General features: G+C 55.5%; 24 protein-coding genes and 1 pseudogene. 9 read left to right on the forward strand and 16 right to left on the reverse strand.

What is annotated here, in order from left to right; genetic code table 11:
• Positions 1 to 3: 3 nt before the first annotated feature.
• Entirely contained in the window at positions 4 to 540 is a 537-nt protein-coding gene (locus tag GC087_RS13255; protein ID WP_006118949.1) for a YniB family protein, read from the reverse strand.
• A 153-nt stretch (positions 541 to 693) separates the two neighbouring features.
• On the opposite strand from GC087_RS13255, the gene hxpB reads away from it, so the two are divergent.
• The 4 genes from hxpB to GC087_RS13275 all read left to right on the forward strand — a co-directional run bounded on the left by hxpB (position 694) and on the right by GC087_RS13275 (position 4,229).
• Positions 694 to 1,362, forward strand: a complete 669-nt coding sequence (hxpB, locus tag GC087_RS13260; RefSeq protein ID WP_205956386.1) for a hexitol phosphatase HxpB — start codon at positions 694 to 696, stop codon at positions 1,360 to 1,362.
• Positions 1,363 to 1,493: 131 nt separating this feature from the next.
• Positions 1,494 to 2,084, forward strand: a complete 591-nt coding sequence (locus tag GC087_RS13265) for a metal-dependent hydrolase (RefSeq protein ID WP_033741117.1) — start codon at positions 1,494 to 1,496, stop codon at positions 2,082 to 2,084.
• A 149-nt stretch (positions 2,085 to 2,233) separates the two neighbouring features.
• Positions 2,234 to 3,625: an L-cystine transporter gene (locus GC087_RS13270; protein WP_006118946.1), complete on the forward strand. Its 1,392-nt coding sequence runs from the start codon at positions 2,234 to 2,236 to the stop codon at positions 3,623 to 3,625.
• 193 nt (positions 3,626 to 3,818) lie between these two features.
• Positions 3,819 to 4,229, forward strand: coding sequence for a DUF6515 family protein (locus GC087_RS13275; RefSeq protein ID WP_324028487.1), 411 nt, complete (start codon positions 3,819 to 3,821; stop codon positions 4,227 to 4,229).
• Between the two features lie 53 nt (positions 4,230 to 4,282).
• On the opposite strand, the gene osmE is transcribed toward GC087_RS13275, so the two are convergent.
• Positions 4,283 to 4,618: an osmotically-inducible lipoprotein OsmE gene (gene osmE / locus GC087_RS13280; RefSeq protein ID WP_006118944.1), complete on the reverse strand. Its 336-nt coding sequence runs from the start codon at positions 4,616 to 4,618 to the stop codon at positions 4,283 to 4,285.
• Positions 4,619 to 4,862: 244 nt separating this feature from the next.
• Here osmE and GC087_RS13285 point away from each other — a divergent pair, with 244 nt between their 5' ends.
• The 4 genes and pseudogenes from GC087_RS13285 (at position 4,863) to cho (ending at position 8,527) form a co-directional block, all read left to right on the forward strand.
• Positions 4,863 to 6,053: a multidrug effflux MFS transporter gene (locus GC087_RS13285; RefSeq protein WP_324028488.1), complete on the forward strand. Its 1,191-nt coding sequence runs from the start codon at positions 4,863 to 4,865 to the stop codon at positions 6,051 to 6,053.
• Between the two features lie 128 nt (positions 6,054 to 6,181).
• Positions 6,182 to 7,006: an NAD(+) synthase gene (gene nadE, locus GC087_RS13290; RefSeq protein ID WP_033741113.1), complete on the forward strand. Its 825-nt coding sequence runs from the start codon at positions 6,182 to 6,184 to the stop codon at positions 7,004 to 7,006.
• A gap of 79 nt (positions 7,007 to 7,085) precedes the next feature.
• Positions 7,086 to 7,596, forward strand: a pseudogene (locus tag GC087_RS13295) (hypothetical protein).
• A gap of 67 nt (positions 7,597 to 7,663) precedes the next feature.
• Positions 7,664 to 8,527 (forward strand): excinuclease Cho, encoded by an 864-nt coding sequence (gene cho, locus GC087_RS13300; RefSeq protein WP_033741457.1) that lies wholly within the window; start codon positions 7,664 to 7,666, stop codon positions 8,525 to 8,527.
• A gap of 199 nt (positions 8,528 to 8,726) precedes the next feature.
• On the opposite strand, the gene spy is transcribed toward cho, so the two are convergent.
• The 6 genes from spy to GC087_RS13330 all read right to left on the reverse strand — a co-directional run bounded on the left by spy (position 8,727) and on the right by GC087_RS13330 (position 15,587).
• On the reverse strand, positions 8,727 to 9,215 hold the full coding sequence (spy, locus tag GC087_RS13305) for an ATP-independent periplasmic protein-refolding chaperone Spy (RefSeq protein WP_324028489.1): 489 nt from the start codon (positions 9,213 to 9,215) through the stop codon (positions 8,727 to 8,729).
• Positions 9,216 to 9,505: 290 nt separating this feature from the next.
• Positions 9,506 to 10,501 carry a succinylglutamate desuccinylase gene (gene astE / locus GC087_RS13310; protein ID WP_054633910.1) on the reverse strand — a complete coding sequence of 332 codons (996 nt, stop codon included), beginning with the start codon at positions 10,499 to 10,501 and terminating at the stop codon, positions 9,506 to 9,508.
• 49 nt (positions 10,502 to 10,550) lie between these two features.
• Complete coding sequence (gene astB / locus GC087_RS13315) at positions 10,551 to 11,876, reverse strand: N-succinylarginine dihydrolase (RefSeq protein WP_058708706.1); 1,326 nt, start codon at positions 11,874 to 11,876, stop codon at positions 10,551 to 10,553.
• The gene (gene astD / locus GC087_RS13320) at positions 11,873 to 13,342 is read right to left on the reverse strand and encodes a succinylglutamate-semialdehyde dehydrogenase (RefSeq protein ID WP_324028490.1); all 1,470 of its coding nucleotides are present in this window, start codon (positions 13,340 to 13,342) and stop codon (positions 11,873 to 11,875) included. Before astD ends, astB begins: the two co-directional genes overlap by 4 nt.
• Entirely contained in the window at positions 13,339 to 14,370 is a 1,032-nt protein-coding gene (gene astA / locus GC087_RS13325; RefSeq protein ID WP_033741105.1) for an arginine N-succinyltransferase, read from the reverse strand. Before astA ends, astD begins: the two co-directional genes overlap by 4 nt.
• Complete coding sequence (locus GC087_RS13330) at positions 14,367 to 15,587, reverse strand: aspartate aminotransferase family protein (protein WP_058701716.1); 1,221 nt, start codon at positions 15,585 to 15,587, stop codon at positions 14,367 to 14,369. The genes astA and GC087_RS13330 overlap by 4 nt, the downstream gene beginning before the upstream one ends.
• A gap of 875 nt (positions 15,588 to 16,462) precedes the next feature.
• Between GC087_RS13330 and GC087_RS13335 the strand changes: the two genes are divergently transcribed.
• The gene (locus tag GC087_RS13335) at positions 16,463 to 17,554 is read left to right on the forward strand and encodes a porin (RefSeq protein WP_058701715.1); all 1,092 of its coding nucleotides are present in this window, start codon (positions 16,463 to 16,465) and stop codon (positions 17,552 to 17,554) included.
• Positions 17,555 to 17,622: 68 nt separating this feature from the next.
• Here GC087_RS13335 and GC087_RS13340 read toward each other — a convergent pair whose 3' ends face one another.
• The 8 genes from GC087_RS13340 to GC087_RS13375 all read right to left on the reverse strand — a co-directional run bounded on the left by GC087_RS13340 (position 17,623) and on the right by GC087_RS13375 (position 26,133).
• Positions 17,623 to 18,528: a bestrophin family protein gene (locus tag GC087_RS13340; protein WP_324028491.1), complete on the reverse strand. Its 906-nt coding sequence runs from the start codon at positions 18,526 to 18,528 to the stop codon at positions 17,623 to 17,625.
• Between the two features lie 96 nt (positions 18,529 to 18,624).
• Positions 18,625 to 20,097 carry a YchO/YchP family invasin gene (locus tag GC087_RS13345; protein ID WP_133745311.1) on the reverse strand — a complete coding sequence of 491 codons (1,473 nt, stop codon included), beginning with the start codon at positions 20,095 to 20,097 and terminating at the stop codon, positions 18,625 to 18,627.
• Positions 20,098 to 20,261: 164 nt separating this feature from the next.
• Positions 20,262 to 21,056 carry an SDR family oxidoreductase gene (locus GC087_RS13350; protein ID WP_172912407.1) on the reverse strand — a complete coding sequence of 265 codons (795 nt, stop codon included), beginning with the start codon at positions 21,054 to 21,056 and terminating at the stop codon, positions 20,262 to 20,264.
• Between the two features lie 12 nt (positions 21,057 to 21,068).
• The gene (locus GC087_RS13355) at positions 21,069 to 22,136 is read right to left on the reverse strand and encodes an ABC transporter permease (protein ID WP_324028492.1); all 1,068 of its coding nucleotides are present in this window, start codon (positions 22,134 to 22,136) and stop codon (positions 21,069 to 21,071) included.
• Between the two features lie 16 nt (positions 22,137 to 22,152).
• Positions 22,153 to 23,679 (reverse strand): sugar ABC transporter ATP-binding protein, encoded by a 1,527-nt coding sequence (locus tag GC087_RS13360; RefSeq protein ID WP_324028493.1) that lies wholly within the window; start codon positions 23,677 to 23,679, stop codon positions 22,153 to 22,155.
• 10 nt (positions 23,680 to 23,689) lie between these two features.
• The gene (locus GC087_RS13365; protein WP_324019866.1) at positions 23,690 to 24,301 is read right to left on the reverse strand and encodes a DUF2291 family protein; all 612 of its coding nucleotides are present in this window, start codon (positions 24,299 to 24,301) and stop codon (positions 23,690 to 23,692) included.
• A gap of 44 nt (positions 24,302 to 24,345) precedes the next feature.
• Entirely contained in the window at positions 24,346 to 25,281 is a 936-nt protein-coding gene (locus tag GC087_RS13370) for a D-ribose ABC transporter substrate-binding protein (RefSeq protein ID WP_033741095.1), read from the reverse strand.
• A gap of 54 nt (positions 25,282 to 25,335) precedes the next feature.
• Positions 25,336 to 26,133 carry a GolD/DthD family dehydrogenase gene (locus GC087_RS13375; protein WP_006118926.1) on the reverse strand — a complete coding sequence of 266 codons (798 nt, stop codon included), beginning with the start codon at positions 26,131 to 26,133 and terminating at the stop codon, positions 25,336 to 25,338.
• Positions 26,134 to 26,164 lie beyond the last annotated feature (31 nt).

The raw sequence follows: 26,164 nt of genomic DNA on the forward strand, positions 1-26,164 counted from the left end.
CGTTTAGAGAAAACCGAGCAGAGAAAGCAGAAAGTAACCGGCGATGGCAATCACCAGCGGCAGGATGTAGAGCGGGAAAATCTGTAGAAAAATGGTGTGGCGCGGGACCCGTACCTTTTCTTCCAGCTGCTGCCGGGTCCGGCCATCGCTGCCTTTTGCCTGCTCAAGAATCATCTGATCTTCAATCCCTTCCCGCACATGGCGCACCTGACGTCCCATGCGCGCACCGGACGCTTCCAGCGCCAGCCCGACAAAAATCAAAATATAGATAAACCAGAAGCCCAGATTCATCTGTCCATTGAACTCGGGCACCGGTGAGTTTTGCCAGAACACATTCAGAAACGGCGTATTAAAGCGAATCATATCCACCATGACATGAATGAAATCCAGCATCACGGCATCAATACCGGGTTTCTTTTCACTGTGCTTAAACAAAAAGCTCAGCAGTGAAATGATGGTAGACAGCAACGCGAGTAAAAAAATCACCCAGCCAGCGACACGCTTAAGGATGGCAATGCGGCCAGCCTGTTGATAGGTCATGATATCTCCTGAACCCAAAATCCCATTTGCTTCAGTCTACCTGCCCTTGCAGAATTTTCCCAAAAAAAAGAGCGGTCTGCGCCCGTTTCGCCTCATCTGCGCACCAACCCTGTGTTCATGCTAAGGTAGCCTGAACTTTTTAAGGAGCGAAACATGTCTTACCACCGCCCTGTTTTTGCAGCTTTATTTGATATGGATGGCTTGTTGATTGATTCTGAACCTCTCTGGGATCAGGCTGAAATGGACATCTTTTCAACCCTGAATATCGATTTGACCCGACGCCACGAATTACCCGATACGCTCGGATTACGTATCGATCAGACGGTGCGCATGTGGTACGAAACGTTGCCCTGGTCGGGACCGAGTCAGGAAGCGGTCACACAGCGTATCATCGCCCGTGCAATGGAACTGATTGCGATAAACCGCCCGCTTCTGCCCGGCGTCGAGTCCGCCCTCTCATTGTGCAAACAGCACGGCCTGAAGACCGGCCTGGTTTCCGCATCGCCCCGCTTCATGCTGGAACAGGTACTGACGATGTTTAACCTGAATCACTATTTTGATGTGCTGTCTTCCGCCGAACATCTGCCCTACAGCAAGCCGCATCCGCAGGTCTACCTCAACGCCGCCGAGGCGCTGGGCATTGATCCGCTTCACTGCGTCGCGCTGGAAGATTCGGTGAACGGCATGGTAGCAAGCAAAGCCGCACGAATGCGATCGATTGTGATTCCGGCAGCCAGCCATCAGGATGATGCCCGCTGGGCGCTTGCCGACGTGAAGCTGAGCAGCCTGACACAGTTAACGCGGGAGCATTTGCAGGCTTGACGGCAAAGGCGCTGTAACCTGTTGCATCCCCTTAAAAAATTAACGCTTCGTTACAGCGTCACAGGTTCTCATTTACTGGATAAATCCCTATACTGGATGCATTGACAGTTTCTTTTGCAGCCAGGTTTATCATGACGGCCGAAGGCCATATCTTTTTTGCTGTTGCCAGCGCCATTTTTGCGAAACGGGCCGAGCTCACCCCGGTGATGGCTCAGGCGGACTGGTGGCATTTAATTCCCGCCAGCCTGCTGACCTGCCTGCTGCCTGACATCGATCATCCTAAGTCCTTGCTGGGCCAGCGCCTGCGCTGGTTGTCGCATCCCATTGCCCGGGCATTTGGTCATCGCGGGTTCACCCACAGCCTGCTTGCCGTCGCGGCTGGCCTGTGGCTGTTTCAGATTAACGTGCCGAAAAGCTGGCCGGTGCCCGCCGATGTTCTGCAGGGCATGACGCTGGGTTACCTGAGCCACATTGTGGCCGATATGCTCACTCCGGCCGGCGTTCCTCTGCTCTGGCCCTGTCGCTGGCGTTTTCGTCTGCCCATTCTGAACAGCCAAAAAGGCAATCAGCTGGAGCGCGCTCTGTGCCTGTGCCTGATGGCTTACGCGCTGTGGTTCCCGCCAGGGATGCCTGCGTTTGGCGAAAATGGCTGGCCCACTCAGGTATTTGATACCTTGCAAAACGGCGTCAGCCGCCTCCTGTCGGGGCATTCCGGCTCCTGAGCCACTGGCCGCTCAGGCAACGTTATAAGCTATTCCATTTGGATATAAGATCGCACTAAATTCACCTGATACCATTTCCGGACACCTGTATGAACAATAACTACTTTTGCTTTCCTTACCAGGGGAATGCTGCATGATTCGGAGTTTCTATGGATATCCCTTTAACGCTTAATATCATTGCCTTTGTGGTGCTGCTGCTTCTGCTGTCACGCCTGAGCCGCGCCAACTGGAGTCTGTCAAAAAAAGTGCTGGTCGGGTTAGTGTTTGGCGTCGCGTTTGGCCTGGCGCTGCAGTTTATTTACGGCAGTAACAGCGATACGGTCAAAGCGTCAATTGGCTGGTTTAACGTGGTCGGTAACGGCTATGTCCAGCTGTTGCAGATGATCGTGATGCCGCTGGTCTTTGTCTCAATTCTGAGCGCGGTGGCGCGCCTGCATAACGCCTCTTCGCTGGGCAAAATCAGTTTCCTGACCATTGGCGTGCTGCTGTTTACGACCGCGATTGCGGCGCTGGTCGGGGTTTTCGTGACCGGGCTGTTCCATCTTAATGCAACCGGCCTGGTACAGGGTGCCCAGGAAACGGCGCGTCTGAGTGCCATCCAGAATAACTATGTAGGCAAAGTGGCCGATCTGACGGCGCCGCAGCTTATCCTGTCCTTTATCCCGAAAAACCCCTTTGCCGATTTAACCGGTGCCAGCCCCACCTCGATTATCAGTGTCGTCATCTTCGCAGCCTTTTTAGGCGTGGCGGCCCTGCACCTGCTTAAAGATGACGAAGTGAAAGGCCAGCGTGTCCTGACGGCGATCGATACGCTGCAGTCATGGGTGATGAAGCTGGTGCGCCTGATCATGAAACTGACGCCTTACGGCGTGCTGGCGCTGATGACTAAAGTAGTTGCCGGATCGAACCTGCAGGACATCATTAAGCTGGGTAGCTTCGTGGTCGCATCCTATCTGGGCCTGGGCATTATGTTTGTGGTACACGGTCTGCTGCTGTCCGTAAATGGCATCAACCCTATGCGCTTTTTCCGCAAAGTCTGGCCCGTGCTGACCTTTGCCTTTACCAGCCGCTCCAGTGCCGCCAGCATTCCGCTGAACGTGGAAGCGCAAACCCGTCGTCTGGGCGTGCCGGAATCCATTGCCAGTTTCTCGGCGTCGTTTGGCGCTACGATCGGGCAGAACGGTTGTGCCGGTCTTTATCCGACCATGCTGGCCGTGATGGTGGCGCCGACAGTGGGCATTAACCCGTTTGATCCGCTGTGGATTGCCACCCTGGTGGGCATTGTGACGTTGAGCTCAGCAGGCGTTGCCGGTGTCGGCGGTGGCGCGACTTTCGCGGCGTTAATCGTGCTGCCCGCGATGGGCCTGCCCGTCACGCTGGTCGCGCTGCTGATTTCGATCGAGCCGTTGATCGATATGGGCAGAACCGCGTTGAACGTGAATGGTGCAATGACCGCAGGTTCCCTGACCAGTCGCTGGCTGGGCCTGACAGACCGACGCGTTCTTGAGCAAGACGAACACCGTGAATTAGAGCACAGCTAATCACATCTGACCTGGCACCCGGTGCCAGGTCTTCTCCCTTTTCCCTGCCTGTTTCTCCTTATTTCCCCTCTGTCTTTACATTCACGTTAAGGAAACGTTAAGCGTGGTAAATGGGCAATAATACGTGCGCTTTCTGCTTGTTTTTGGATGCTAAAAGGAGAATTCTGCAGCGAGTCACAGCAGGAGAATGCACATGAAAACGGTTATCGCTTCATTCCTCGCGTTAGCGATGATTACGCCCAGCGCAGTGTTTGCTCGCCCCGGCGACTGGGGGCCCGGCCCTCACTGGTACCGGCCCGGCCCGGGCTGGCATGGTCCTGCGCCGCGCTGGCATGGTCCTGACCATTTCCACGTTCTGCCACTGGCGGCAACGGCGGTTCTGATTGGGGGATTAACCTACTATTTGCTGAATGGCAGTTATTATCAGCGACACGGTGATGAGTACGTGGTTGTTGAGCCGCCTGCTCCGACCTATGTCAGCAGCGTCGGCGGTATGCAGGTGCTGGATTTTAATGGCCGACGTTTCTACGTGCAGGACGGGCATTACTATCAGCGGGAGATTAACGGCAGCTACGTTGAAGTGCCGCGTCCGGCTGGACTGTAGAGATAAAAAAACGGCTCGCCATAAGCGAGCCGTTTTTTCAGGTCAGCGAAAATTTACTGCTTAACCTGCGGATCGGTATCGTATTCAGCACAGCTCTGGAAGCCGTAGTTCATCACGCGACCCATATCGTTATAGCTCACGAAGTAAGTTTGTGCTTTACCGTCACGCTCGCCAATCACATAGGTCTGACAGGTACCGCGCGCATGCACCATGGTGATTTCAGTTGAAGCAGGGCCAGCAATCTGACGGACCTGCTGGCGGGTCATGCCTTTTTTGACGTCCTTAACCACTGGCTTAGTCACGTAGCTTTCCGCACGATCGTAAGTCGTACAACCAGAGAGCGCAGCCAGCGTCAGCGCTGCAGCGATACATCCCATCACTTTATTCATCTTGTTGTTCCTCATTTTTTGTCCATGTGGTGAAAAGCCTGGAACATAAAACGGTTTTTATCAAGTTAATGACAGACTTAAACTCAATCTGTCTCGCGGGATTTGTTAAAATGCGCCGGAACAGACCAGGCATGCTGGCTCACTGCACCATTGCGTGTTGGCCAGTGCCGTTTTTACAGGCACAAAAGACGCGCTGAATGCACTTTTGTGACAACGTCACTTAAACATTATCATCAGAGGCCAAATGACGCTTTCCTCACCCAACCGGCTGGTTTACGCCATCACCCTGGGATTACTGGCTGCGCTGGGACCGTTGTGCATCGATCTGTATCTGCCCGCCCTGCCGCAGTTAGCCAGTGACCTGGCTACGCCAACGTCTACGGCACAGCTCAGCCTTACCGCTGGCCTGCTGGGACTGGGCGCCGGTCAGCTTCTGTTTGGTCCCATGAGCGACAAATTTGGTCGTCTGCGCCCTCTGACCCTGTCACTGACGTTGTTGTTTATCGCGTCGCTGGGCTGCGCCCTTGCCCAGACTATCGATCAACTGTTACTGGCTCGTCTGTTTCAGGGATTAGCGGGAGCGGGCGGTGCGGTGCTGTCACGGGCAGTAGCGCGCGATATGTACAATGGCCATGAACTGACGCGCTTTTTTGCGCTGCTGATGCTGGTTAACGGCCTTGCCCCTATTGGCGCCCCCTTACTGGGCGGTGCCCTGATGACCGTGCTGGACTGGCGCGGTATTTTTGTTGTGCTGAGCGGCATCGCCATTTTGCTCATCCTGCTGGCGCGCGGGAAACTGCATGAAAGCCTGCCCGTTGATCGGCGGAGTCAGGGCTCGGTTTTTGCTGCTTATGCTGCGCTGGGGCAGGTCATCACCCACCGTGCCTTTATGGGTTTCTGCCTGACGCAAGGGTTTATGATGTCGGGCATGTTCGCCTATATCGGCGCATCGCCGTTCGTGCTGCAGGAAATCTATGGTCTGTCACCCCAGGCGTTCAGCTTTTGCTTTGCCGCCAACGGTATCGGTTTAGTGATTGCCTCGCAGACCAGCGCCCGCCTCTGCCCGCTGTGGGGTGAATATCGCGTCCTGAAAGGCGGCCTGATGCTGGCATTCGTGGCCTCCAGCGCGCTGCTGGCCGCCGGGTTAACGCACGCCCCGCTCCCGCTGCTGCTGGTTGCGCTGTTCTTTTCGATTGCCAGCAATGGTGTCATTGCCACCACCGCCGCCTCACTGGCGATGCAAAGTCAGGGGCAACGTGCCGGTAGCGCATCGGCTGTCATTGGCGTGACGATGTTCACTCTGGGCGCACTCGCCGTGCCGGTAACCGGGATGGGCGGCACATCAGTAATCAGTATGACGTTGACGATATTTGGTTGCTTCATGCTGGCTATACTGACCTTTATCGTTTTGGCAAAAAAACCTCCGCTGAGGTAAAAATTGTCGGATTCAGACCAGCAAAAAGAAAACATCACCCGCTTTGGCTTGTTGTTTTCGGGGATGCGCGTTAGCTTTAAGACAGGCTTTATATTGTGCCGGCTGGCTAAAGACTTAAGGAGATGTTGATGTCACTGCAGCAGGAAATCATTACCGCACTGGGTGTGAAACCCACTATCGATCCGCAGCAGGAAATTCGTACCAGCGTGGATTTCCTCAAAGCGTATTTAACGCGCCACAGCGGCCTGAAGGCGTTAATACTCGGTATCAGCGGCGGACAAGATTCTACCCTGACGGGCAAGCTGGCCCAGATGGCGATCACGGAGCTTCGCCAGGAAACAGGCGATAACGACTACACCTTTATCGCGGTGCGTCTGCCTTACGGCGTGCAGGCTGATGAGCAGGACTGCCAGGATGCGCTGGCCTTCATCCAGCCAGACCGCTCGCTGGTGGTCAATATTAAAGAAGCGGTGCTGGCCAGTGAGCGCGCGCTGAAAGACGCCGGCATTGTGCTGTCGGATTTCGTCCGCGGCAATGAGAAAGCCCGTGAGCGTATGAAAGCGCAGTACAGCATTGCCGGTATGACCAAAGGCGTGGTGGTGGGCACCGACCATGGCGCAGAAGCCGTCACGGGCTTCTTTACCAAGTACGGCGATGGCGGCAGCGATATTAACCCTATCTTCCGCCTCAATAAGCGCCAGGGCAAACTGCTGCTGAAAACGCTGGGTTGCCCGGAACATCTGTATCTGAAAAAACCGACCGCCGATTTAGAAGACGATCGCCCCGGTCTGCAGGATGAAGTCGCACTGGGCGTCACCTACGACATGATCGATGACTACCTTGAAGGGAAAACGATCGATCCGGACAGCGCGAAAATCATTGAAGGCTGGTATCTGAAAACCGAGCACAAACGTCGACCGCCTATCACTGTTTTCGACGATTTCTGGAAATAACGCCGCCGACCCTTGCCGCCCGGCAAGGGTTGCCTTAACTGCTGAAACTCCATGTCCGTAACGTTACACGAACGCCACCCTGACCGGGCTGAGCGCAATTTTACTCTGGAGCACCACCCTGGGTCTGCTGCGTAGCGTCAGTGAGGCTTTTGGCCCCACCGGCGGTGCCGCCCTGATCTATTCCATCACCGCCCTGCTGTTGTGCCTGACAAGAGGCCTGCCCGATCCGCGTGTCCTGCCCCGTCGCTATCTGCTGGTGGGCGGCAGCCCTGGCCCGGGCGCTTTATAACAATGTGACACGCCGTTATGCATGCGGTAGCAACGGTGTTTCACTGTTTTTTATCGTCACCGCGCTGGCGCAAGTGCTGTTCGTGGATGCCTCTACCGCCGTGGCCTACTCTGCCTGGAACGACGGCATTCAGCAGGGAAATTTGCCCCTGCTGGCGACCGCCTCCTGTTTTACGCCCGTGCTGTCCGCCTTGCTGGCCAGCTTATGGCTGGGCCTGACACCGCCCGCCAGCTTCTGGCAAGGTGTTGCCCTGATCACCGCAGGCTCGCTGATCGGCTGGCGGGCAACATACCGGTTATGAATCTGAGGCTGGCGATCATTTAACCTGCCTGTTATGCTGTATGGACAACCAGTATAGGGAGTTCGTTTTGGCAAGACGTGCAGCAACCCACCGCCTCGAATTTGATGCGGCAGCGATTTATGAATACCCGGAACATTTGCGTGAATGGCTGGAAGGCTTGCCCAACCTGCCCGGCGTGTATACCTTTCATGGCGAAAGCGACACGCTGCCGTTATACATTGGCAAAAGCGTTAACCTGCGTTCGCGCGTCATGTCTCATTTCCGAACACCTGATGAAGCCAAAATGTTGCGCCAGTCGCGACGCGTTAGCTGGATCCCCACGGCGGGCGATCTCGGCGCGTTGCTACTGGAGGCGCAGATGATTAAAACTCAGCAGCCGCTCTTCAATAAACGCCTGCGCAAAAATCGCCAGCTCTGCTCGCTGCAAATTACGCCCGAAGGGAAACCACAGGTCGTGTATGCGCGCGATGTCGATTTCAGTCAGTCGCCCAACCTGTTTGGTTTATACCGCAGTCGCTTCGCTGCCCTGGAACGGCTGAAACAGCTGGCCGATGAGTATCAGCTTTGCCACGGCTTATTAGGTCTGGAAGCACTGAGCCCCAGCCGGGGCTGTTTCCGCTCAGCGTTACGCCGCTGTGCGGGTGCCTGCTGTGGCAAAGAGTCCGTGAGCGATCATCAGGACCGACTGTTGGCGGCGCTGGAAAACGTCCGCGTCTTCTGCTGGCCCTGGCAGGGGGCGGTGGCGCTGGTGGAAGAAGGGAAACAGATGACGCAGATTCATGTCATTGACCACTGGTTCTATCTGGGCTCAGTTGACTCGATTGAAGAAGCCAGACGGCTGAAACGGGGTAAAGGCGGGTTCGACCACGATGGTTATAAGATCCTGTGCCGTCCGGTGTTGTCCGGCCAGTATCCGGTCATTCCGCTCTGAAGCGCCTGCTGACGGCACAAAAGGCGGACATATGACGACCTGCAACGCAACCCTGAGTTGACCGCGTGACGCGACAGAACCGCCCTTTTCCTTAACCGCCTTCCCGCTGGCGCGCGTGCATAAAAAAACCGCCGACACTGCCCACGCAACGTGGACAAGGCCGGCGGTCTCAGACCGGTTTTAGTGATTAACCCGAAGCTTATTCAGCAGGGGCCGGAGCCGCTTTGTCATGCATCGGGCGTTTTTCAGTCAGATGCTTTTCAAAATTCGCGTTGTACTGCTTTTTCTGCTCTGGCGTCAGTACGTTGTACAGTTTGTTCTGGGTTTCCATCATTGCCACCGCGTTCGCTTTGGCGTTGGCGGTCATTTTCTCCGCCTGGGCTTCGGCCTTCGCTTTGTCGAAGCTTTCAGAGGCGATAATCGCATGGTTAGCGCGACGCTCTTCGATTGACGGGCGCTGCATCTCGCCACGGCCCGCTTTCATAATTTCATGCATTTTTGTTTTTTGTTCTGGCGTCAGATTCAGTCCGCCAAACATCATGTCCATCCCACCCCGGTGCATCGGCTTGTGCATAGGTTTCTCACTGCCTGCTGGCGGTGGCGTCAGGTTATCCGCTTCGGCATGCACTACAGATGCCGCACCAAATGCCAGGGTAGAAGCCAGTAACAGAGAAGTCAGTTTACGCATAACAGTGTCCTTTTTTACTTGTTCACTTTCGTTACGACAGCGCGCTGTCGCGTCTTCGGAAACAAGCATACGACGTTGAACGTCAACTACTGCGAGTGAGCGTAAAAGCGTGAAAGCACAAAAGTCATATTTCAGGCGATCATGGAGGGAATAAGAAGAATGGCGTCAGGAATTGCAAAAGAGTATGAATAATCAGGAAATTTCGGATAAATCGTGGAGAATTGTAATGCCTTTAGCAGTAAAGCGGAAGGTCTCTTCCGCTCTTTTTTTATACTGCGCGGTGAGACCGTTCAGAGAGGTAACGCCTGAGTCTGCTCGCTCTCTTCAATCAGCATTAAACCCGCCCGCAATCCCAGCGCGACATGGGGATTGGGAAAGAGCACGTATTCCCGCGCCTGCTGGACAAAGTAGCGCGTCTCGCCATCCTCAGCTAACAACGCCCCCTGCGGAAACGCGGTAAAATTTTTCGTGTCATCCGGCATATGCAGCTGAAACGCCTCACTTAAGCGCGTGATCTGCTGGCAGACCCGATAACGGCGCGGGCGACCGGCGGGCTCAGGCAATGTTTCACCATACAGCAGAGCAGCCAGGGCCTGAGACGCGGCGCTGAACTGCGACAGATCGTTTTCGCCAAACGGCCGCGCCTGCCCCAACTCCAGGGTGCAGCTGGCTGCGCCAAAATGTTCGCAGCTGAAATGGGTAAAGGTGCCCCCCGGCGAACGATGAAATACCAGCGCATCCAGACCGGCTGCGCCCAGCCAGTGCAAAAACGCGTCCGGCCAGGGACGCGGATTATGCGGCAGTACGCCAAAGCGGGGATGGTAAGAGCCGCGCAGTGCCGTATGCATATCCAGGTGCCAGCGAGTTTCGTCACATGCCCCCCGCTGCCAGAAGTTTTCCAGCGTTTGTTCCAGCCGCAGCACCCGCCGCGCTTCATCGCCATCATCAATCTGCTGCCAGCGGCCACCAAACAGTCGGTTAATGTCACTGGTCACATAACGCTTCCCCGCGCGCAGCGCCGAAGGATTACCTAACACCACCAGCATACGCTGCTGAAGTGGTTTTTCGCCCCGGAGTAAAGGCGTGATGAGCTGATTAAGGATTTCAACCGGGGCGGTTTCATTTCCGTGAATGCCCGCAGAGAGTACCAGCGCCTGGTTAACCGGTGCCTTTGGCTCCATAAGCAAAAGACCATGGTATAACCACTGCCAGCGAAGATGCGCCGTCTCACCGCTACGCAAACGTGGCGCTTCACCCGACAGCGTTTGCTGCAAAAAGTCCTGCATCGTTTCTCCTTAAAAGCGGAAGCGGGCAACCCTGACGGCACCACCTGCTTCACTGCTGAAATGTATACACATTTCCTAAGTCTAGCAGCCTGGTCAATTCATCAAGGGCAACCCGCCCTTCTTCCAGTAATTGCGGATCGCCTAAATCGCTTTGCGTCAGCCTGTCGCGATAGTGCTTATCGACCCACCGGTTCAGCGTGGCGAACACGTGATCGTTCATCAGCACCGCCGGGTTAACGGCCTGGCGCTCCTCGGGGGTTAATACCACGCGCAACCGCAGGCAGGCGGGGCCGCCACCGTTGTGCATACTTTCCCGCAGGTCAAACACCTGCAGGGACTGTAACGGACCGCCGCCTTCCACCTGTTCACGCAGGTATTCCCAGACGCCGGGATGCTGGCGCGACTCTTCCGGCAGCACCAGCATCATGCTGCCATCCGGGCGCGTCAGCAGCTGGCTGTTAAACAGGTAGGTACTGACGGCATCCTGCACGGAGACCCGGGCTGTTGGCACCTCCAGGGCGACAAAACCCGGCACACGGTCGCGCAGTTGCGCCAGTAAACCGGGCTGATCAACAAAAGCCTGCTGATGGCAAAACAGCAGCTGCTGATTGCTCACGGCAATGACATCGTTATGGAAAACGCCCTGATCGATGACCGCCGGATTTTGCTGCGCAAAAATGACTTTTTCAGGCGAGAGCTGATGCAGGCGGGCGACCGCTTCACTGGCTTCACGGGTTTGCCGGGCCGGGTAGCGTCGGGGGGCCGTATCAGACTGGCCGTCGCGACCATAGATAAACAGTTGTACACCCGCGTCACCATAGTCGCCGCCCAGACGGTTATGGTTGGCCGCCCCTTCATCACCAAACCTGGCCACCTGCGGTAGCGCATCATGCACAACAAAATGTCGCGGATCGCGAAACAGCGCTCGCAGCAGAGCGGCCGTTTGCGGGGCTTCAATGGAACGGTGAAATTTGTTGTTGAGATTCGCGACGGTGAAATGCACCCGACGGTCAGCGCTGTCGGCTGAGGGTGATACCGTTGCCGCATTGGCCACCCACATCGCCGAGGCCGAGCTGGCGGCTGACAGTAACGCGGGGGCCGTTTTATGGGCTTTTTCCAGAACCTGCGCATCGCTGCCGCTAAAACCCAACTGACGCAGCACGGCAATGCCGGGCCGCTCATGCGGCGGGATCACGCCCTGAACAAATCCCATGTCGGCCAGCGCTTTCATTTTCAGTAAGCCCTGCTTTGCCGCCAGCCGCGGATTCGACGGCTGGTGTTGATGGCGCGTCGAGGCTTCGTTACCGAATGACAACCCCGCGTAATGGTGCGTCAGTCCGACCAGCCCATCAAAGTTGGCTTCTGTGGCTTTCATGGGCGACCTCCTTGCGGTGAAAAATCCAGGCCCGGTGACAGTGTTGCCGGAAGCGTAAGCTGCGGCGATTCCAGCGAGGCCATCGGCCAGGCACAATAGTCTGCGGCATACCAGGCGCTGGCGCGATGGTTACCCGAGGCGCCAATCCCGCCAAACGGTGCCGTACTGGCAGCGCCAGTCAGCGGCTTATTCCAGTTCACAATACCGGCACGCGCTTCCAGCAACAGCTGGTCAAACTGCTCGCGGGAAGGTGAAATTAACCCGCACGCCAGGCCGTAACGCGTCTGGTTAGCCAGTTGAATCGCCCGCGGATAATCGTCGTAACGCATCACCGCCAGTAGCGGGCCAAATACTTCTTCATCCGGCAAATTGTCTACCGCGGTCACGTCAATAATGCCGGGCGTTAACAGCGCCTGTTGCCGGTTGGGCCAGCGCATTGCCAGCAGTATCTTGCCGCCCGCCGCGACGCGCTGCTGCCATTCGGCATAAATTTTTTCGGCAGCGGCGCAGGAGATCACGCTGCCCATAAAAGGTTGCGGATCGGCGTTCCAGGCGCCGGGTTGCAACCGCCCGGCCACCTCAACCAACCGTGTCAGGAAGGCATCACCGGCCGCGCCCCGTTTGACCAGTAAGCGGCGCGCGCAGGTACAACGCTGGCCTGCCGTGATAAAGGCTGACTGAATGGCGATATGCACCGCCCCGTCGATATCCGCGGGATCGTCCACGATCAGTGCATTGTTGCCGCCCATTTCCAGCGCCAGCATTTTTTCAGGCTGCCCGGAAAACTGGCGATGAAGCTGATAACCGGTATGTGCGCTACCGGTAAACAGCAGGCCGTCAATGCCCTGCTCAGCCGCCAGCGCCTGGCCGGTTTCACGTCCGCCCTGCAGCAGTCCCATGACGCCATCTGGCAGGCCCGCCTCCCGCCACAGCTGTACCGTTCTCTCAGCGGTGGCCGGCGTCAGCTCGCTGGGTTTGAACACCACACAGTTACCGGCGAGCAAGGCGGGCACAATGTGACCATTCGGTAAATGGCCCGGGAAATTATACGGGCCGAATACCGCCAGCACGCCATGAGGACGATGACGCAGGGCATTTTCGCCCTGTTGCTGCTCCCCGGTGCGAGCGTGATAGGCTTTAACGGAAATCGCAATTTTGTTGATCATCGCGGTCACTTCCGTCAGCGCTTCCCAGCGCGGTTTCCCCGTTTCCTGCGCAATGCAGTCGGCCAGGGCGGTTTTATGGTTCTCGAGTTGTACCGCGAAACGTTCAACGATGGCCTGACGGGCGGCAAAAGGCTGTCTTGCCCACGCCGGAAAGGCCGACCGGGCCGCCTGGCAGGCCGCTGTAACCTGCTCCGATGAAGCCGCGCACCCCTGCCACAGCGTGTCGCCGCTGACCGGGTCCTGTTTGGAAAAGTGATCTGACTCGCCAGCGAGCCACTGTCCGTTAATCAGGTGCGTCATGCCTTTTTCTCCTCACTACACAGCGTCACTACGCGCAGGCTGTCACCCGGCTGGCACTGCAACGCCTGTAACTGTTCGTCATTAAGCTGAATATGTTCAGCGCTCGGATCGACCGGTATGAGTGCGACACGAAACCGGTGATAATCGGTGTTGGCGACCAGACAAAGTGGCGCATCCTGCCGGGCCTCGCCTTTTCGTGCCGTCAGTAACCGACTGTCCCGCACGGCGCGGATGTCATCAATGTCACATTCCAGCGTCGGCCCGCCATCAAAGATGTCAATATACTGGCGGTAGCGGAAACCCTCCGCCTCCAGTACCGCCCGTGCAGGCGCGGTTTTAGGATGGACCTGACCAATGACGGCCTGCGCTTCCGGGGTTAAATAGTGCAGATAAAGCGGGTGCTTGGGCATGAGTTCCGCAATAAACGTTTTCTGCCCGGTACCGCTCAGAAAATCGGCTTTGCGAAATTCCATCGAGAAAAAGTGAATGCCCACGCTGTCCCAAAACGGGGAATGCCCCTGTTCATCGCTGACGCCGCGCATTTCGGCAACCACCCGCGCCATAAAGCAGTCGCGAAAGTTCGCCATAAACAGAAAACGGGACTTCGATAACAGATAACCGTTTTTACCGTCACGATAGTCGGGATCCAGAAACAGCGTGCAGAGTTCGCTACTGCCTGTATGGTCATTGCTTAATGACAGTGTCGGCAACGTGGCGTACACGTTCAGCTCTTTTGAGGCATGCACCTGTGTGCCGACCCGAAAGTTGTACCAGGGTTCCTGTAGACCTACAGCCACCTCAATGGCGCAGATCCCCACCGCGCGATTGTCCTGGCTGTCAGCCAGCACAAACACATAGCCCTGTTCAGCACGCGGCAGCGTGCCCTGCCAGGTATGCAGCGAGCGTTCGATTCGGGCCTGTAGCGTGGCGCTGTCAACCGGCAAGGAGGTCAGTCCGCCGCCTGTTTTTGCCGCCAGTGCCATCAGCTGACTCAGATCATCCCGCTCGACCGGACGAATCACCATCATGATGCCTGGCCCTTAAACAGCTGTTCACAGGCCTGGGCAAAGCGCGCCATACCGGTCTTTACTTCCTGTTCGCTGATATTCAGCGCCGGCGCAAAACGCACCACGTTAGCCCCGGCGATCAGTACCATAACGCCCTGTTCAGCGGCGGCGAGGTTGATCTGTTTGGCTTTCCCCGCAAAGTCGTCGTTCAGTACGGCCCCAATCAATAACCCTAACCCGCGCACCGTTTTAAACAGATGCAGACGTTGATTGAGGTCATTCAGCGCCGCCACAATCCAGTCATGGCGCATCTTCACGCCGTCCATCACTTCAGGCCGGTTAATCAGTTCCATGACTTTCCCTGCCACCGCGCTCGCCAGGGGATTACCGCCATAGGTTGTGCCATGCGTGCCCACGCCCATCACCTGCGCCAGGTCTTCACGCGTTAACATGGCACCGATGGGAAACCCACCGCCCAGCGCCTTGGCACTGGTCAGGACATCCGGCGTCACGCCATAGTGCATATAGGCGTACAGCGAGCCGGTCCGGCCAACGCCGCTCTGCACTTCATCGAAAATCAGCAAGGCCTGATGTTTATCGCACAGTTCACGCAGGCCGCGCAGAAACGCGGGCTCTGCCGGAACAACACCGCCTTCGCCCTGAACAGGTTCGACAATGACGGCACAGGTCTGATCGGAAATCAGTGCGGCAGCAGACGCAAGATCGTTAAATTCCGCGTGCTGAATATCTGCCGGAAGTGGCGCAAAATCTTTTGAATAGGCAGGCTGCCCTCCCGCAGAAACGGTAAACAGCGTGCGGCCATGAAAGGCATTTTTAAATGCGACGATGCCGCTTTTATGGTTACCAAACCGGTCATGTGCCACTTTTCGGGCCAGCTTCAGCGCCGCTTCGTTTGCCTCTGCCCCGGAGTTGCAAAAGAACACACGGTCAGCAAAGGTGGCATCGATCAGGTGTTTCGCCAGACGTAAAACGGGTTCATTGGTATATCCATTGCCTGTATGCCACAGACGTGAAGCCTGCTCCTGAAGCGCCTGCTGAAGCGCGGGATGCGCATGGCCCAGTGCATTAACGGCGATACCGCCGGCGAAATCGATATAGTCTTTTCCCTGCTGATCCCAGACGGTTGAGCCCTCTGCGCGGACCGGTACAAAACTGGCGGGTGCATAAACCGGCATCATCCAGTGATCAAAATCATGACGCGAAACCTGCAGTGGCATAGTCCTTCTCCTGTACCCCAGGGGTAATCTGTTTGTTTGTTAAATGTTAAGAATGTAAAGACTCGTCCTACGATAGATTGCAGATAGCGTGCCAGCCAAGGACTAAAATGCATAAAATGGAGCGCATAACCAATTATCAATAACTTACGAGTGGCGCCTATTCATTTAAAATGCATAAATAGTGAATAATAGTCTGAGGAAGACGGGATAGTAGCGTTTTTTATAGCGGAATTATGCAACGGCGATATGAAATATTGCTTTTGTGATCGCTGATAAATTATTTGTTTAAAAGCGTGCAAAGTGCGCCTCACAATGGGGCGCTTGCATGGTTGTTGTGCATAAAAAAGAAAAATGCCGTGGTCGGGATGAATAAACTCAAATAAAAAATAAAAGAAAGGCTGAAAATAACGCATTCACGACGCCATAATTATTATTTATTCATCTGTTTTATTATTTTATTTCCTGGGTGACTATCAGGAAGTTAATAACCCTTTGCCAGGCCAGGTCGATTATTAATATGCAGACTAATGGTATGATCGCTACCTTTTAAGATTATTTATTAACCAGATATGGGTGATTATTTCACCACACCTACTGGCATTTTTATTTTTTTGTCATGCTGAATAAGGCGGGCGAGCAACACCAAACAAGCCACTGTTATATATGATATTTCATTCTTTTCATTGGCAGATAAATCATAAGAAAAAACAATAACACCGGGTAAACACTACTCAGCAATGGCGATTTTATCGTTTAGTTCCCTGAATACACAATTAGTTACACTTATTGCGCTAGGCTGGATTAACAATTTGTGTCATTTTCTTTTCACCCCACCAGAGGGGCAAATAATAAGACAACCACAGGGTAAATAATAAATGATGAAGCGCACTTTAGTGGCGGCATTAATGCCGTTACTGATCGGCCTGCCGACTGCTCAGGCTGCACAAATTTATAATAAAGACGGGAATAAGCTGGATTTAACAGGCAAGGTCAACGTCATGCGTCTTTTTTCTAAAGACGATTCGAATAATGGCGACTCCAGCTACACTCGTATCGGTTTCAAAGGTGAAACCGCCATCACCGATCAACTCACCGGTTATGGTTTCTGGCAGTATCAGTACAGTCTGTCTAACTCTGAAGGGTCAGATGCCAACAACACCAACAAAACCCGTCTGGGTTATGCCGGTCTGAAATTTGGTCAACTGGGTTCACTGGATTATGGTCGTAACTATGGCCTGGTCTATGATGCACTGGGCTATACAGACATGCTGCCGGTATTTGGTGGTGACTCCGCTAACACCGATGCCTTCCTGAGCCTGCGTTCAGGCGGTTTGCTGACCTGGCGCAACAAAGATTTCTTCGGTCTGGTTAAGGGCTGGAACGTCGCGGCGCAGTATGAAGGCAAAAACGACCGTACCAGCACCACGGATGCAGGTCTGGAAGTCCGTCGTTCGAATGGCGATGGTTATGCCCTGTCAACATCCTATGACTTTGACTTTGGTCTGAGCTTTGTCGGCTCCTTTGCCAGCCTGAACCGCATTACGGCACAGAACAGCGCGGTCTTTGGTCGCGGTGATAAAGCGCAGCTGTGGGCAACGGCCGCCAAGTACGATGCTAACCAGATTTACCTGGCCGCAATGTACGGTGAAACGCTCAACGCCACCCCAATCAAAGTGGGTAATTCTTCGGGCTTTGCGAATAAAACGCAAAATCTGGAACTCGTGGCTCAGTATCAGTTCCTGAACGGCTTCCGTCCTTCCGTGGGTTATGTCACATCGAAAGCGAAAGATGTCGAAGGGATTGGCGACGGTGACCTTTACAAGTACACCTCTGTGGGTGCCACCTACTACTTCAACAAAAACATGTCCGTCTATGCAGAGTACAAATTTAACCTGTTGAAGAAAAACAATGCGCTGGGCAGAGCAACAGACGATATTACTGGCGTCGGTCTGACCTACCAGTTCTAAGCGTTACCCCCTCATTGTTAAACGGCCCGGCCTGTGTCTGACGGGCCGTTTCTCTTTACCCCGTCCTCTCAGCTCAGGCGATAGTGACAGTCCGGCTGCATCGGTTGGGGCAGATCCTTCTCTCCCGACATTTCCCGCAAATTGATTTCTATGTTGATGCAGATAGCATCCATCGGCAGATGGTTATTCTTATAGCCAAACGGCATTTCCAGCTCTTCCGCCAGCGTATCGAGTGACAAAAAGGTGTAGGAAATAAACATCAACACCAGCGGCGTCATCGCATGCAGGTCCGGCGCCAGCGCAAACGGCAGCAACGCACAAAACAGATAAACGGTACGCCGTAGCAGCAAGCCATAGGCAAACGGCACCGGCATGCTGGCCAGCCGTTCACATCCTCCCAGCACTGCCGCAATCTGGTTGAGGTTGTTGTCAATCGTGCTCCAGACAATATCGCTGATTACCCCTATTTGTCGCTGCTTTGCCAGCCACTGCGACAATTGCAGATGCAGCATATTTGCCGCCGAGTGCTGGCCCAGCAGCACCTCGGCCTCGCTGCCCAGCAGGCGCGTCAGGTCGTCACGTGCATCCGTATGACGGAGTTGATGTTTCAGACTGGCACAGAATGCCAGCAGCATGGCCTGCACCCGCTCCGCATCTGCCGGACAGAAGGCAATAACCTGACGCAAAATATTACGGCAGGCAATCAGCAACGCCCCCAGTAACAGGCGGGCCTCGCTAAATCGCGCATAGCAAACGCTGTTACGGAAACCCAGAAAGATAGCGATGGAGACGCCCAACAGGCTGAACGGCGCCAGCGTGAGCTTAATGCCCAGGGTTTCATACCAGTCCAGCAACGCCAGGGCGAGCAGCGACATTAACAGGTTAAGAAACAGGCGGAACAGGATATCGGGCAGAACAGAGCCATGCCAGGCAAACAGGCGGATAAACCAATGGTTAGGTGGTCGAAGAATCATGGTGTGCAGATGAATGGGTATTTTTGCCGATTCTGCGAGTGTGCGTGTGCTTTTACCAGTGAAAAAGTGTGACAAAAATCACACTTTATTGTGACGTTAGTCGCTGAAGCTCAGCGGATCGGTAACCGGCGAGCGCGCCTCCGCCTGTTCCGCGGGCGGCTCATCCAGCGACAACGGCGGCTGGACCCTGAGGGTGATCCAGTTGGACGTGACGCGCTGTTGTTTACTGTCTTCGACCGTAACCGACAGATGGTAAGTATTGCTGGCCCCTGGCGTGCTGTCCCACGGCGGCACAATCACGCTCCAGCCGTCCGTTGCACTGTTGTTCGGAGGAGCAGTCAGACTCAGCGCCGCCGTGTCGCCCTGCCAGCTCAGCCCCTTAATCGCATGACTGGCGCGTACCTGCAGCTTAAGTGGAACGCTCTCGCCCGGATTGAGCTGCCATGGCGGCGTCGCCAGAAACACGGAGAGGGTTTTGCGCTGCCGGTAAGCCATTACCGGCGTTTGGCTGCGCGTGACGGTATCGTAGCGACTGCCACGCAACGAACGCATCTCGGCGACGTTACTGGCATCCAGTTGGCGGCTTAAAGCCACGCCAAAACGATAATTCAGTTTCAGCCCAACCTGATCCTGGGTCTCGCCGGCACTGCTGGTTTTGTGGCTGGCCGTGAAGGTCACCAGCGGCACGGGCGTGTAAGACAGCCCGAGCGAGAGTGCCGCCGGATTGTGGTAGCGATTACCGCTGTTAAACAGATCAACCTTTTCACCCAGATACTGCTGATAACTGAATGACACGCCCAGTTGACGGTAAAAAGGCAGATAGCTTTGAGTGGTGATGTCGTAACCTTCGGCCATGCGGTATTGCTGGCTGCTGTCACGATTGCGCCATCCTGAAAGCGGATGATAGTAATTAGCGGAGAGCCGCAGGTTGTTGCTCCAGGCTTCCGTTCCCACCGATGCGCGCTGGAGGCCGCTGCGAAAACTGCGATCGATAAAACTGTTGTAGCCTAACAGCCAGTTGCCCAGATCCCAGCGCTGGCCCAGTCCCGCATTACCGACCACCCCTTCCACCGTATCGTGCAGACCAAGCTGACTAAACGTCAGATAGCGGTTTTCATCGGCCAGCGGACTAAACAGATTACCGCCGGTCCCGTCAAAATTGCCGTCCATGTCGACTTTCAGGTCGAATTCTGCGTTGCCGTAGGGAGAGAGCAGCGACTGCCCTTCCGTTTCCACCCGCGTCGCAACTTCGTCACGCAGATGATTAAACGCCCACTGCCCGGCCTGCTGACCAAAGGTCACATCGCTGCTGCTTTCACTGGCTTCTGCAATGCTTTTCGCCGCCTTCGCCAGTTTTTCACTCCACTGATGATCCTCTTCGACATGCCCCAGCGACGGAAGGTCGTCAAGCGACTGCCGGAAACGAGCAGGATCGCCAAACGGGGTGGCAGGAATCTGACTGTCGGCTTGCAGCGCACGAACAGGGGCGGCGGCGATGGCCGTCATGACAGTCAACGCGAGGAGAACAGGTCTGTAAATCACATCATCAGGTCCGGGCATAAACATTATCAGGTGGTTTCTCAACGAGAATGACAAAACCAGCGCAGACTATTTTAGCATAATGTGACCCAGATTAATGATTTGAAGCGATATTTGTGCTCAGCGAAGGGGCAAACCCCGTATGAAACGGGGTTAAGATCACCCTTCACCGACGTAACGCGCCGGGGAAAACATCAGGAGAAAATCAATCCGCCGTCCACATTGATCGTTTGCCCGGTAATATAGCGCGCATCATCCGAGGCCAAAAACGCCACCAGCCCGGCCACATCCTGCGGCTGTCCGGCGCGCTTCAACGGAATCGTCTCGACCCACTCCGCCATCAGCTCGCCTTTGCCATAAGTTTTCTTATCGCTGCTGAGAATCGCCCCCCAGGCCCGATCGTTGTAATCCCACATTTCACTTTCGATAATGCCCGGGCAAAACGCATTCACGGTAATGTTCCAGCGCGCCAGTTCCAGTGCCAGACTTTGTGTAATACCGATTACCCCCATTTTACTGGCGGCGTAATGCGGCGTGTAGATAAAGCCTTTGCGTCCCTGGCCGGAGGACGTATTGATCAGGCTGCCGCCGTTTTGCTGCACCATGTATTTGGCCGCCTCACGACAGCACAGCCAGACACCGGTGGTATTGACGGCGAGCACACGCTCGAAATCGCTTTTCGGCAGCGCATCAAACGCATCAATGGTGATAATCCCTGCGTTTTGAATCGACACGTCAATGCCGCCAAAACGTTCTGCGGCCTGCCGATACAGGCGTTGTACCTGCGCTTCATCCGTGACATCCGCCTGCAGGGCCAGGATAGCGGCCCCGGTGGCGCGAAGACTGTCGGCCGTGGCAAATACCCGATCAGCATTGGAGACCATCACAAGGTTTGCGCCGTCCTGCGCAAAGCGGGCGGCGATGCCGGCACCAATCCCGCGGCAGGCGCCGGTGATCACCACGGTTTTTCCACTAAAATTGCGGTTCATGCTGCTCCCCTGTTATCCATGACTGATATCAGCCCGTGGCGTGACCGGCTGCTTTTTTTCATGACGACGCAGCAGTATCACTTTGCTCTGCAGGCGCTGCTGGAACTGGTCAATCACCACGGCGGTCACTATCACCACGCCCTTGATCACCATTTGCCAGAAATCACTGACGCCCATCATGACCATGCCGTCAGCCAGAAAGACGATAACAAAGGCCCCGATGATTGAGCCGGAGAGACGACCGCGCCCCCCCGCCAGCGCGGTACCGCCCAGCACCGTTGCACCGATAGCATCCATTTCAAACATATTGCCGGTCATCGGATGCGCAGTCTGTAACTGGGAGGCAACGATCAGGCCGACCAGTGCGGCACACAGGCCCGAAAAGGCATAGACGAATACTTTCACTTTGATAATCGGCACACCGGCCAGCCTTGCGGCCGGTTCATTGCCGCCCGTCGCATAGATGTAGCGACCAAGCGGCGTTTTACGGGTGAGATAAAGGCCAAGCAGCAGGAAGCCGATCATCAGCCAGATCGGAATGTACACGCCCAGGAAGGTGCCCGATCCTAACCACGCGAAGCCGGTGTTGCCTAACGCAGGCAGGCCCACCAGGTTGGCATAGGTCGCGCCATCGTTAAACAGCAGCGCCGCGCCACGGGCGACATACATCACGCCCAGGGTACAGATGAAGGGGGCGACGCCCAACCGGGTAATCATCGCCCCGTTAAGCATGCCCACCAGCACACCAAACAGCGCTACCACCAGAATCACCTCCGGCACGTTCAGAAAGAGCCGGTTCCCGTCCCATAACGGGATGCCTGCGGTCAGCAACGCCCCCGCGACCATACCGCAGATACCGGCAACCGCGCCCACCGAGAGATCAATGCCGCCGGTCAGGATGACAAGCGTCATGCCAATCGCCAGCAGGCCGGTAATCGCCACATGCTGCGTCATGATCAGTACGTTAGAGGGCGTCAGAAAATTCGGCACCATGACGCTAAAGAAACCGACGACGATCAGTAAGGCAATAAAGGTACGCGCCTTGAGCAAATACATATAAAGCAGATATTTTTGGTTCATGGAGTTCTCCGGCACCTCAGGCTTGCGGGGTTGACGCGCTAATCAGTTTTTCGCGCGTGGCATCCGCGCGGGGAAGATCGGCAGTAATACGTCCGTCGGCCATCACCAGAATGCGATCGGCCAGCGCCATGACCTCATCCAGTTCAGACGAAGAAAACATGACCGCCAGCCCCTGTTGCGCCAGCTGACCAATCAGGTGGTACACATCGGTTTTGGCGCCCACATCAATGCCGCGCGTGGGTTCATCGAGCAGGACGACCTGAGGACCGGTCATCAGCGCTTTGCCCAGCACCACTTTCTGTTGGTTGCCGCCGCTCAGCGAGGTGATGGGCAGTTCGCTGTCGCTGACTTTAATGGCCAACTGCCGAATCATGTCATTCACCCGCTGCTGCTCCCGTTCAGGGTTTACGAGGCCCAGCGCGCGTCGAAACCCGCGCAGGCTGAGATCGGACAACGTCATGTTGGCGGTGATCGACATCAACCCCACGATGCCTTCGCCCTTGCGATCCTCCGGCACCAGCGCAATCCCACGCCTGAGCCGCTGCTGAAAATTACAGGTATCCAGTCGCTGCTCACCCAGACAGATATGCCCGTCCTGACAGGGCTGTAGCCCGATCAGACCTTTAAACAGCTCCGTTCGCCCGGCACCCAGCAGACCATAAATCCCAATCACCTCGCCTTTGCGCAGGCTAAAACTGACTGCATTCAGGCGGTAACCGCCGTTCTGATGCAGCGCCGTCAGCCCGTCGACTTTCAGTACCGTTTCGCCCTGTACGGCAGGCTGATAGTCGAAATGTTTTGTCTTGTCGCCCACCATTTGCGCAATGATCCAGGGCACGCTGGCCTCGCGCACCTCCCGTTCCGCAATAAAGCGCCCGTCCCGGAAAATGGTGATGTGGTCGCCAATTTCCATCAGTTCTTCCAACCGATGGGAGATATAAATGATGGTGACACCACGTCGCTTGAGTTGCTCAATCACGTTGAACAGCACTTTGACTTCCGACTGACTCAGGGCGCTGGTGGGTTCGTCCATGATCAGCACGCGCGTGTCCTTTGACAGCGCCCGGGCGATCTCTACCAGTTGTTGATGACCAATGCCCAACTCATCCAGCGGCGCAAAGGGATCGACGTCCAGCTCCAGCCGCTCCAGCAGCGCCTGGGCCAGCTGATACTGGTACTTTTCATTGATGACGCCGCGCTGAAAGAATTCGTTGGCGATAAAGATGTTGTCCATCACGTTCATATTGGGAAACAGGTTCAGTTCCTGAAAAATAATGCTGATGCCCAACTTCTCAGCCTGATGAGTAGAACTGAGCGCAACCGGCTTGCCATCCAGCCAGATTTCACCTGATGAGGGCGTTTCAACCCCCGCCAGCATCTTCATCATGGTGGATTTGCCTGCGCCGTTCTCCCCGATCAGCACATTTACTTTGTTGCGATACACCCGATAATTGACCTGATCCAGCGCGGTCACACCGGGATACACGCGTGACAGGCCACGCGTTTCAATAATGACGTCGTCTTGCGGTTGCGCTTCAGGCATGATCACCTCCTCACTGACGCGTAATCTGGGCTGGCGTGATAGCAGGAAGGGCGCGCGGAATATCCCAACTACTGAACACCCCTACCACCTGGACGTGATCACCGGTTTTGATATGGCTGTCCTTCATCATGTTGACGGCCTGCTGATTAATGGCTTTGCCAAAATCACTGAACAGATCCTGATTGTTGAAGTCCTGATAGCTGGTGCCTTTATACGCATCCCGCAGCGCCGTACCACGAATGATCGGGCCCGTCTGAATAGTGACAGTGTCACCTGATGCATCTTTGACTTTCATTTTGCCGTTGCGCGAGGTGGTCTCCAGCGCCGTGACATCGCCGCTGACACTGACGCTAAAGACACAGGGGTTTTCGCTTTGTGAGCGATAGCCGAGCGCCTTACAGGCGCTGTCCAGATCCTTCTCTGCCTGCAGCCGCTGCATCAACTCGCCCAGCGGTCTGGCCTGAGCGACGATCTGCGGAACCAGCTTCTGCTGCCAGAGGGCGTGGATGTTGGCCATGTGCGGATTGGGGGGATTCTTGAGATCGGCCAGTTCCTGCTGCGAGACAATACGGCAGCCACTCAGCGCGGCGGTCACCAGTATCAGACAGAGTCGGTTGTACATACATTCTCCCTGGCGTCCGTAAAGACGGGCGCAATACGCGTGAATTACGACTTGTAGTTAAAATCTTGTACGTTTTTGGCATTGTCTGGCGTGATCAGAATGCCGCGAAACATCACACGTTGTTTCTCCGGCTTGACGCCCTTCTGGATGTAGTTATCCAGGTCAGTCATGCCCTGCGCGGCAATCGCCTGGGCCTGCAGCATGACGGTGGCTTTTAAGGTCCCGGCTTTCACCGCATCACGCTCGTCATTGCTGCCGTCAATCCCGACCACGACCACATCGTTGCGGCCTGCCGCTTTCAGCGCGGCAATCGCGCCCAGCGCAACCGGACCATTACCGCAAATCACCCCTTTTACGTCCGGGTGGGCCTGTAAAATGCTGTCCATGATGCGTTTGCCGTCGATAAGCGTGCCTTTGGCATCCTGACGGGCGATGCTTTGCATATCGGGATACTGTTCCAGCACCTGGTGGAAGGATTTTGAACGGGTGACGCAGTTGTTGTCTGCGAGGTTACAGGTCAGCTCGGCATACTTGCCTTTCTCACCCATTTTCTCGACAAACACGTTGGCCACATCCGAACCGGCCTGAAAATTGTTATGGGTGATTTGTTCCAGCGCCACATCGTCTACCGGGATTTCGCGATTGATTAACACCACCGGTATCCCGGCGTCTTTCGCTTTCTTAATGGCCGCGACGCTGGCTGTCGAGTCCGCGTTATCCAGAATGATGCCCTGCACTTTTTTGCCGATGGCCGCATCGATCAGCTCGTTTTGTTTTTTGACATCCTCACCATGAGACAGCACCGAGGTTTTGTAGCCCAGTTCCTGCGCTTTCAGATTGGCCCCCTTCGCTTCTGAGGCGTAATAGGGATTATCCAGGGAGTTAACCAAAATCATGATGGTGCCCTTTTCCACGGCAAGCGCCGCGTGGGAAAACAGGCAGGCGGCAATCGAAGTACAGAGCAACGTCGTTTTTTTCATGGTGATGTCTCGCTATTATCGTTGTGGCAGGGAAAAGATGACGGGCCGGTCGCCTTACCAGATGGTGAATCCACCGTCGATCATCAGGTCAGCACCGGTGATCATGTCGCTGCCATTGCTGGCAAAGAACAGGACGGCGGCGGCAATTTCGTCGGTATAGGCAAAGCGGCCTAAGGGGATGAGTTTTTTCATTTCTGTGCCCTTCTCACCGCGCCAGGCTTTTTCGCCCATGGGCGTCAGTACCACCGTCGGTGATAAGGTATTGACGTTAATGCGGTGCGGGGCGAACTCTTTCGCCATCACCTTTGTCATACCCAGCAGGCCAGCTTTCGCCGAGGTATAGGCCACATGGTTGTCGATAGCGATGGAGGCCGCCTGAGAGGCGATATTAATAATCTTGCCGCCGTTGCCAGCCCGGACCATGCGTTTCGCCACTGCCTGCGAGCACAGAAAAGGCCCGGTCAGATTGACGGCGATCTGCTTTTGCCATTCCGCAAATTCGGTGTCCAGCACCGGCTGGAGCATCACATAGCCCGCGCAGTTCACCAGAATGTCGATATGTCCGTAGTGGTTTTCCACCTCCCCGAACGCCCGTTCAACGTCGGCAGGTTCCGTCACATCACAGCACACCAGCTGCACCGGCTGACCGGCGAACGTCTCACGCAGGTGTTCCGCTTTTTCGGCTTCAAAAGGCGGATAAAGCAGCGCCAGGCGAGCCCCTTTCTTCAACAACATCTCGTTACTGGCCATGGCAATGCCGCCCAGACCGCCCGTCACCACGGCTACTTTGCCGCTGAGATCCATGTTGTTGTCTACGCCATAACGCAGGTTAACGTCATATTCACTGCTCATCCGACTGTCCTCTCAGGTTTTTAATTCCCCA

The organism is Pantoea sp. JZ2 (assembly GCF_035191405.1).
In the GTDB taxonomy this organism is placed as follows: Bacteria; Pseudomonadota; Gammaproteobacteria; order Enterobacterales; family Enterobacteriaceae; genus Pantoea; species Pantoea stewartii.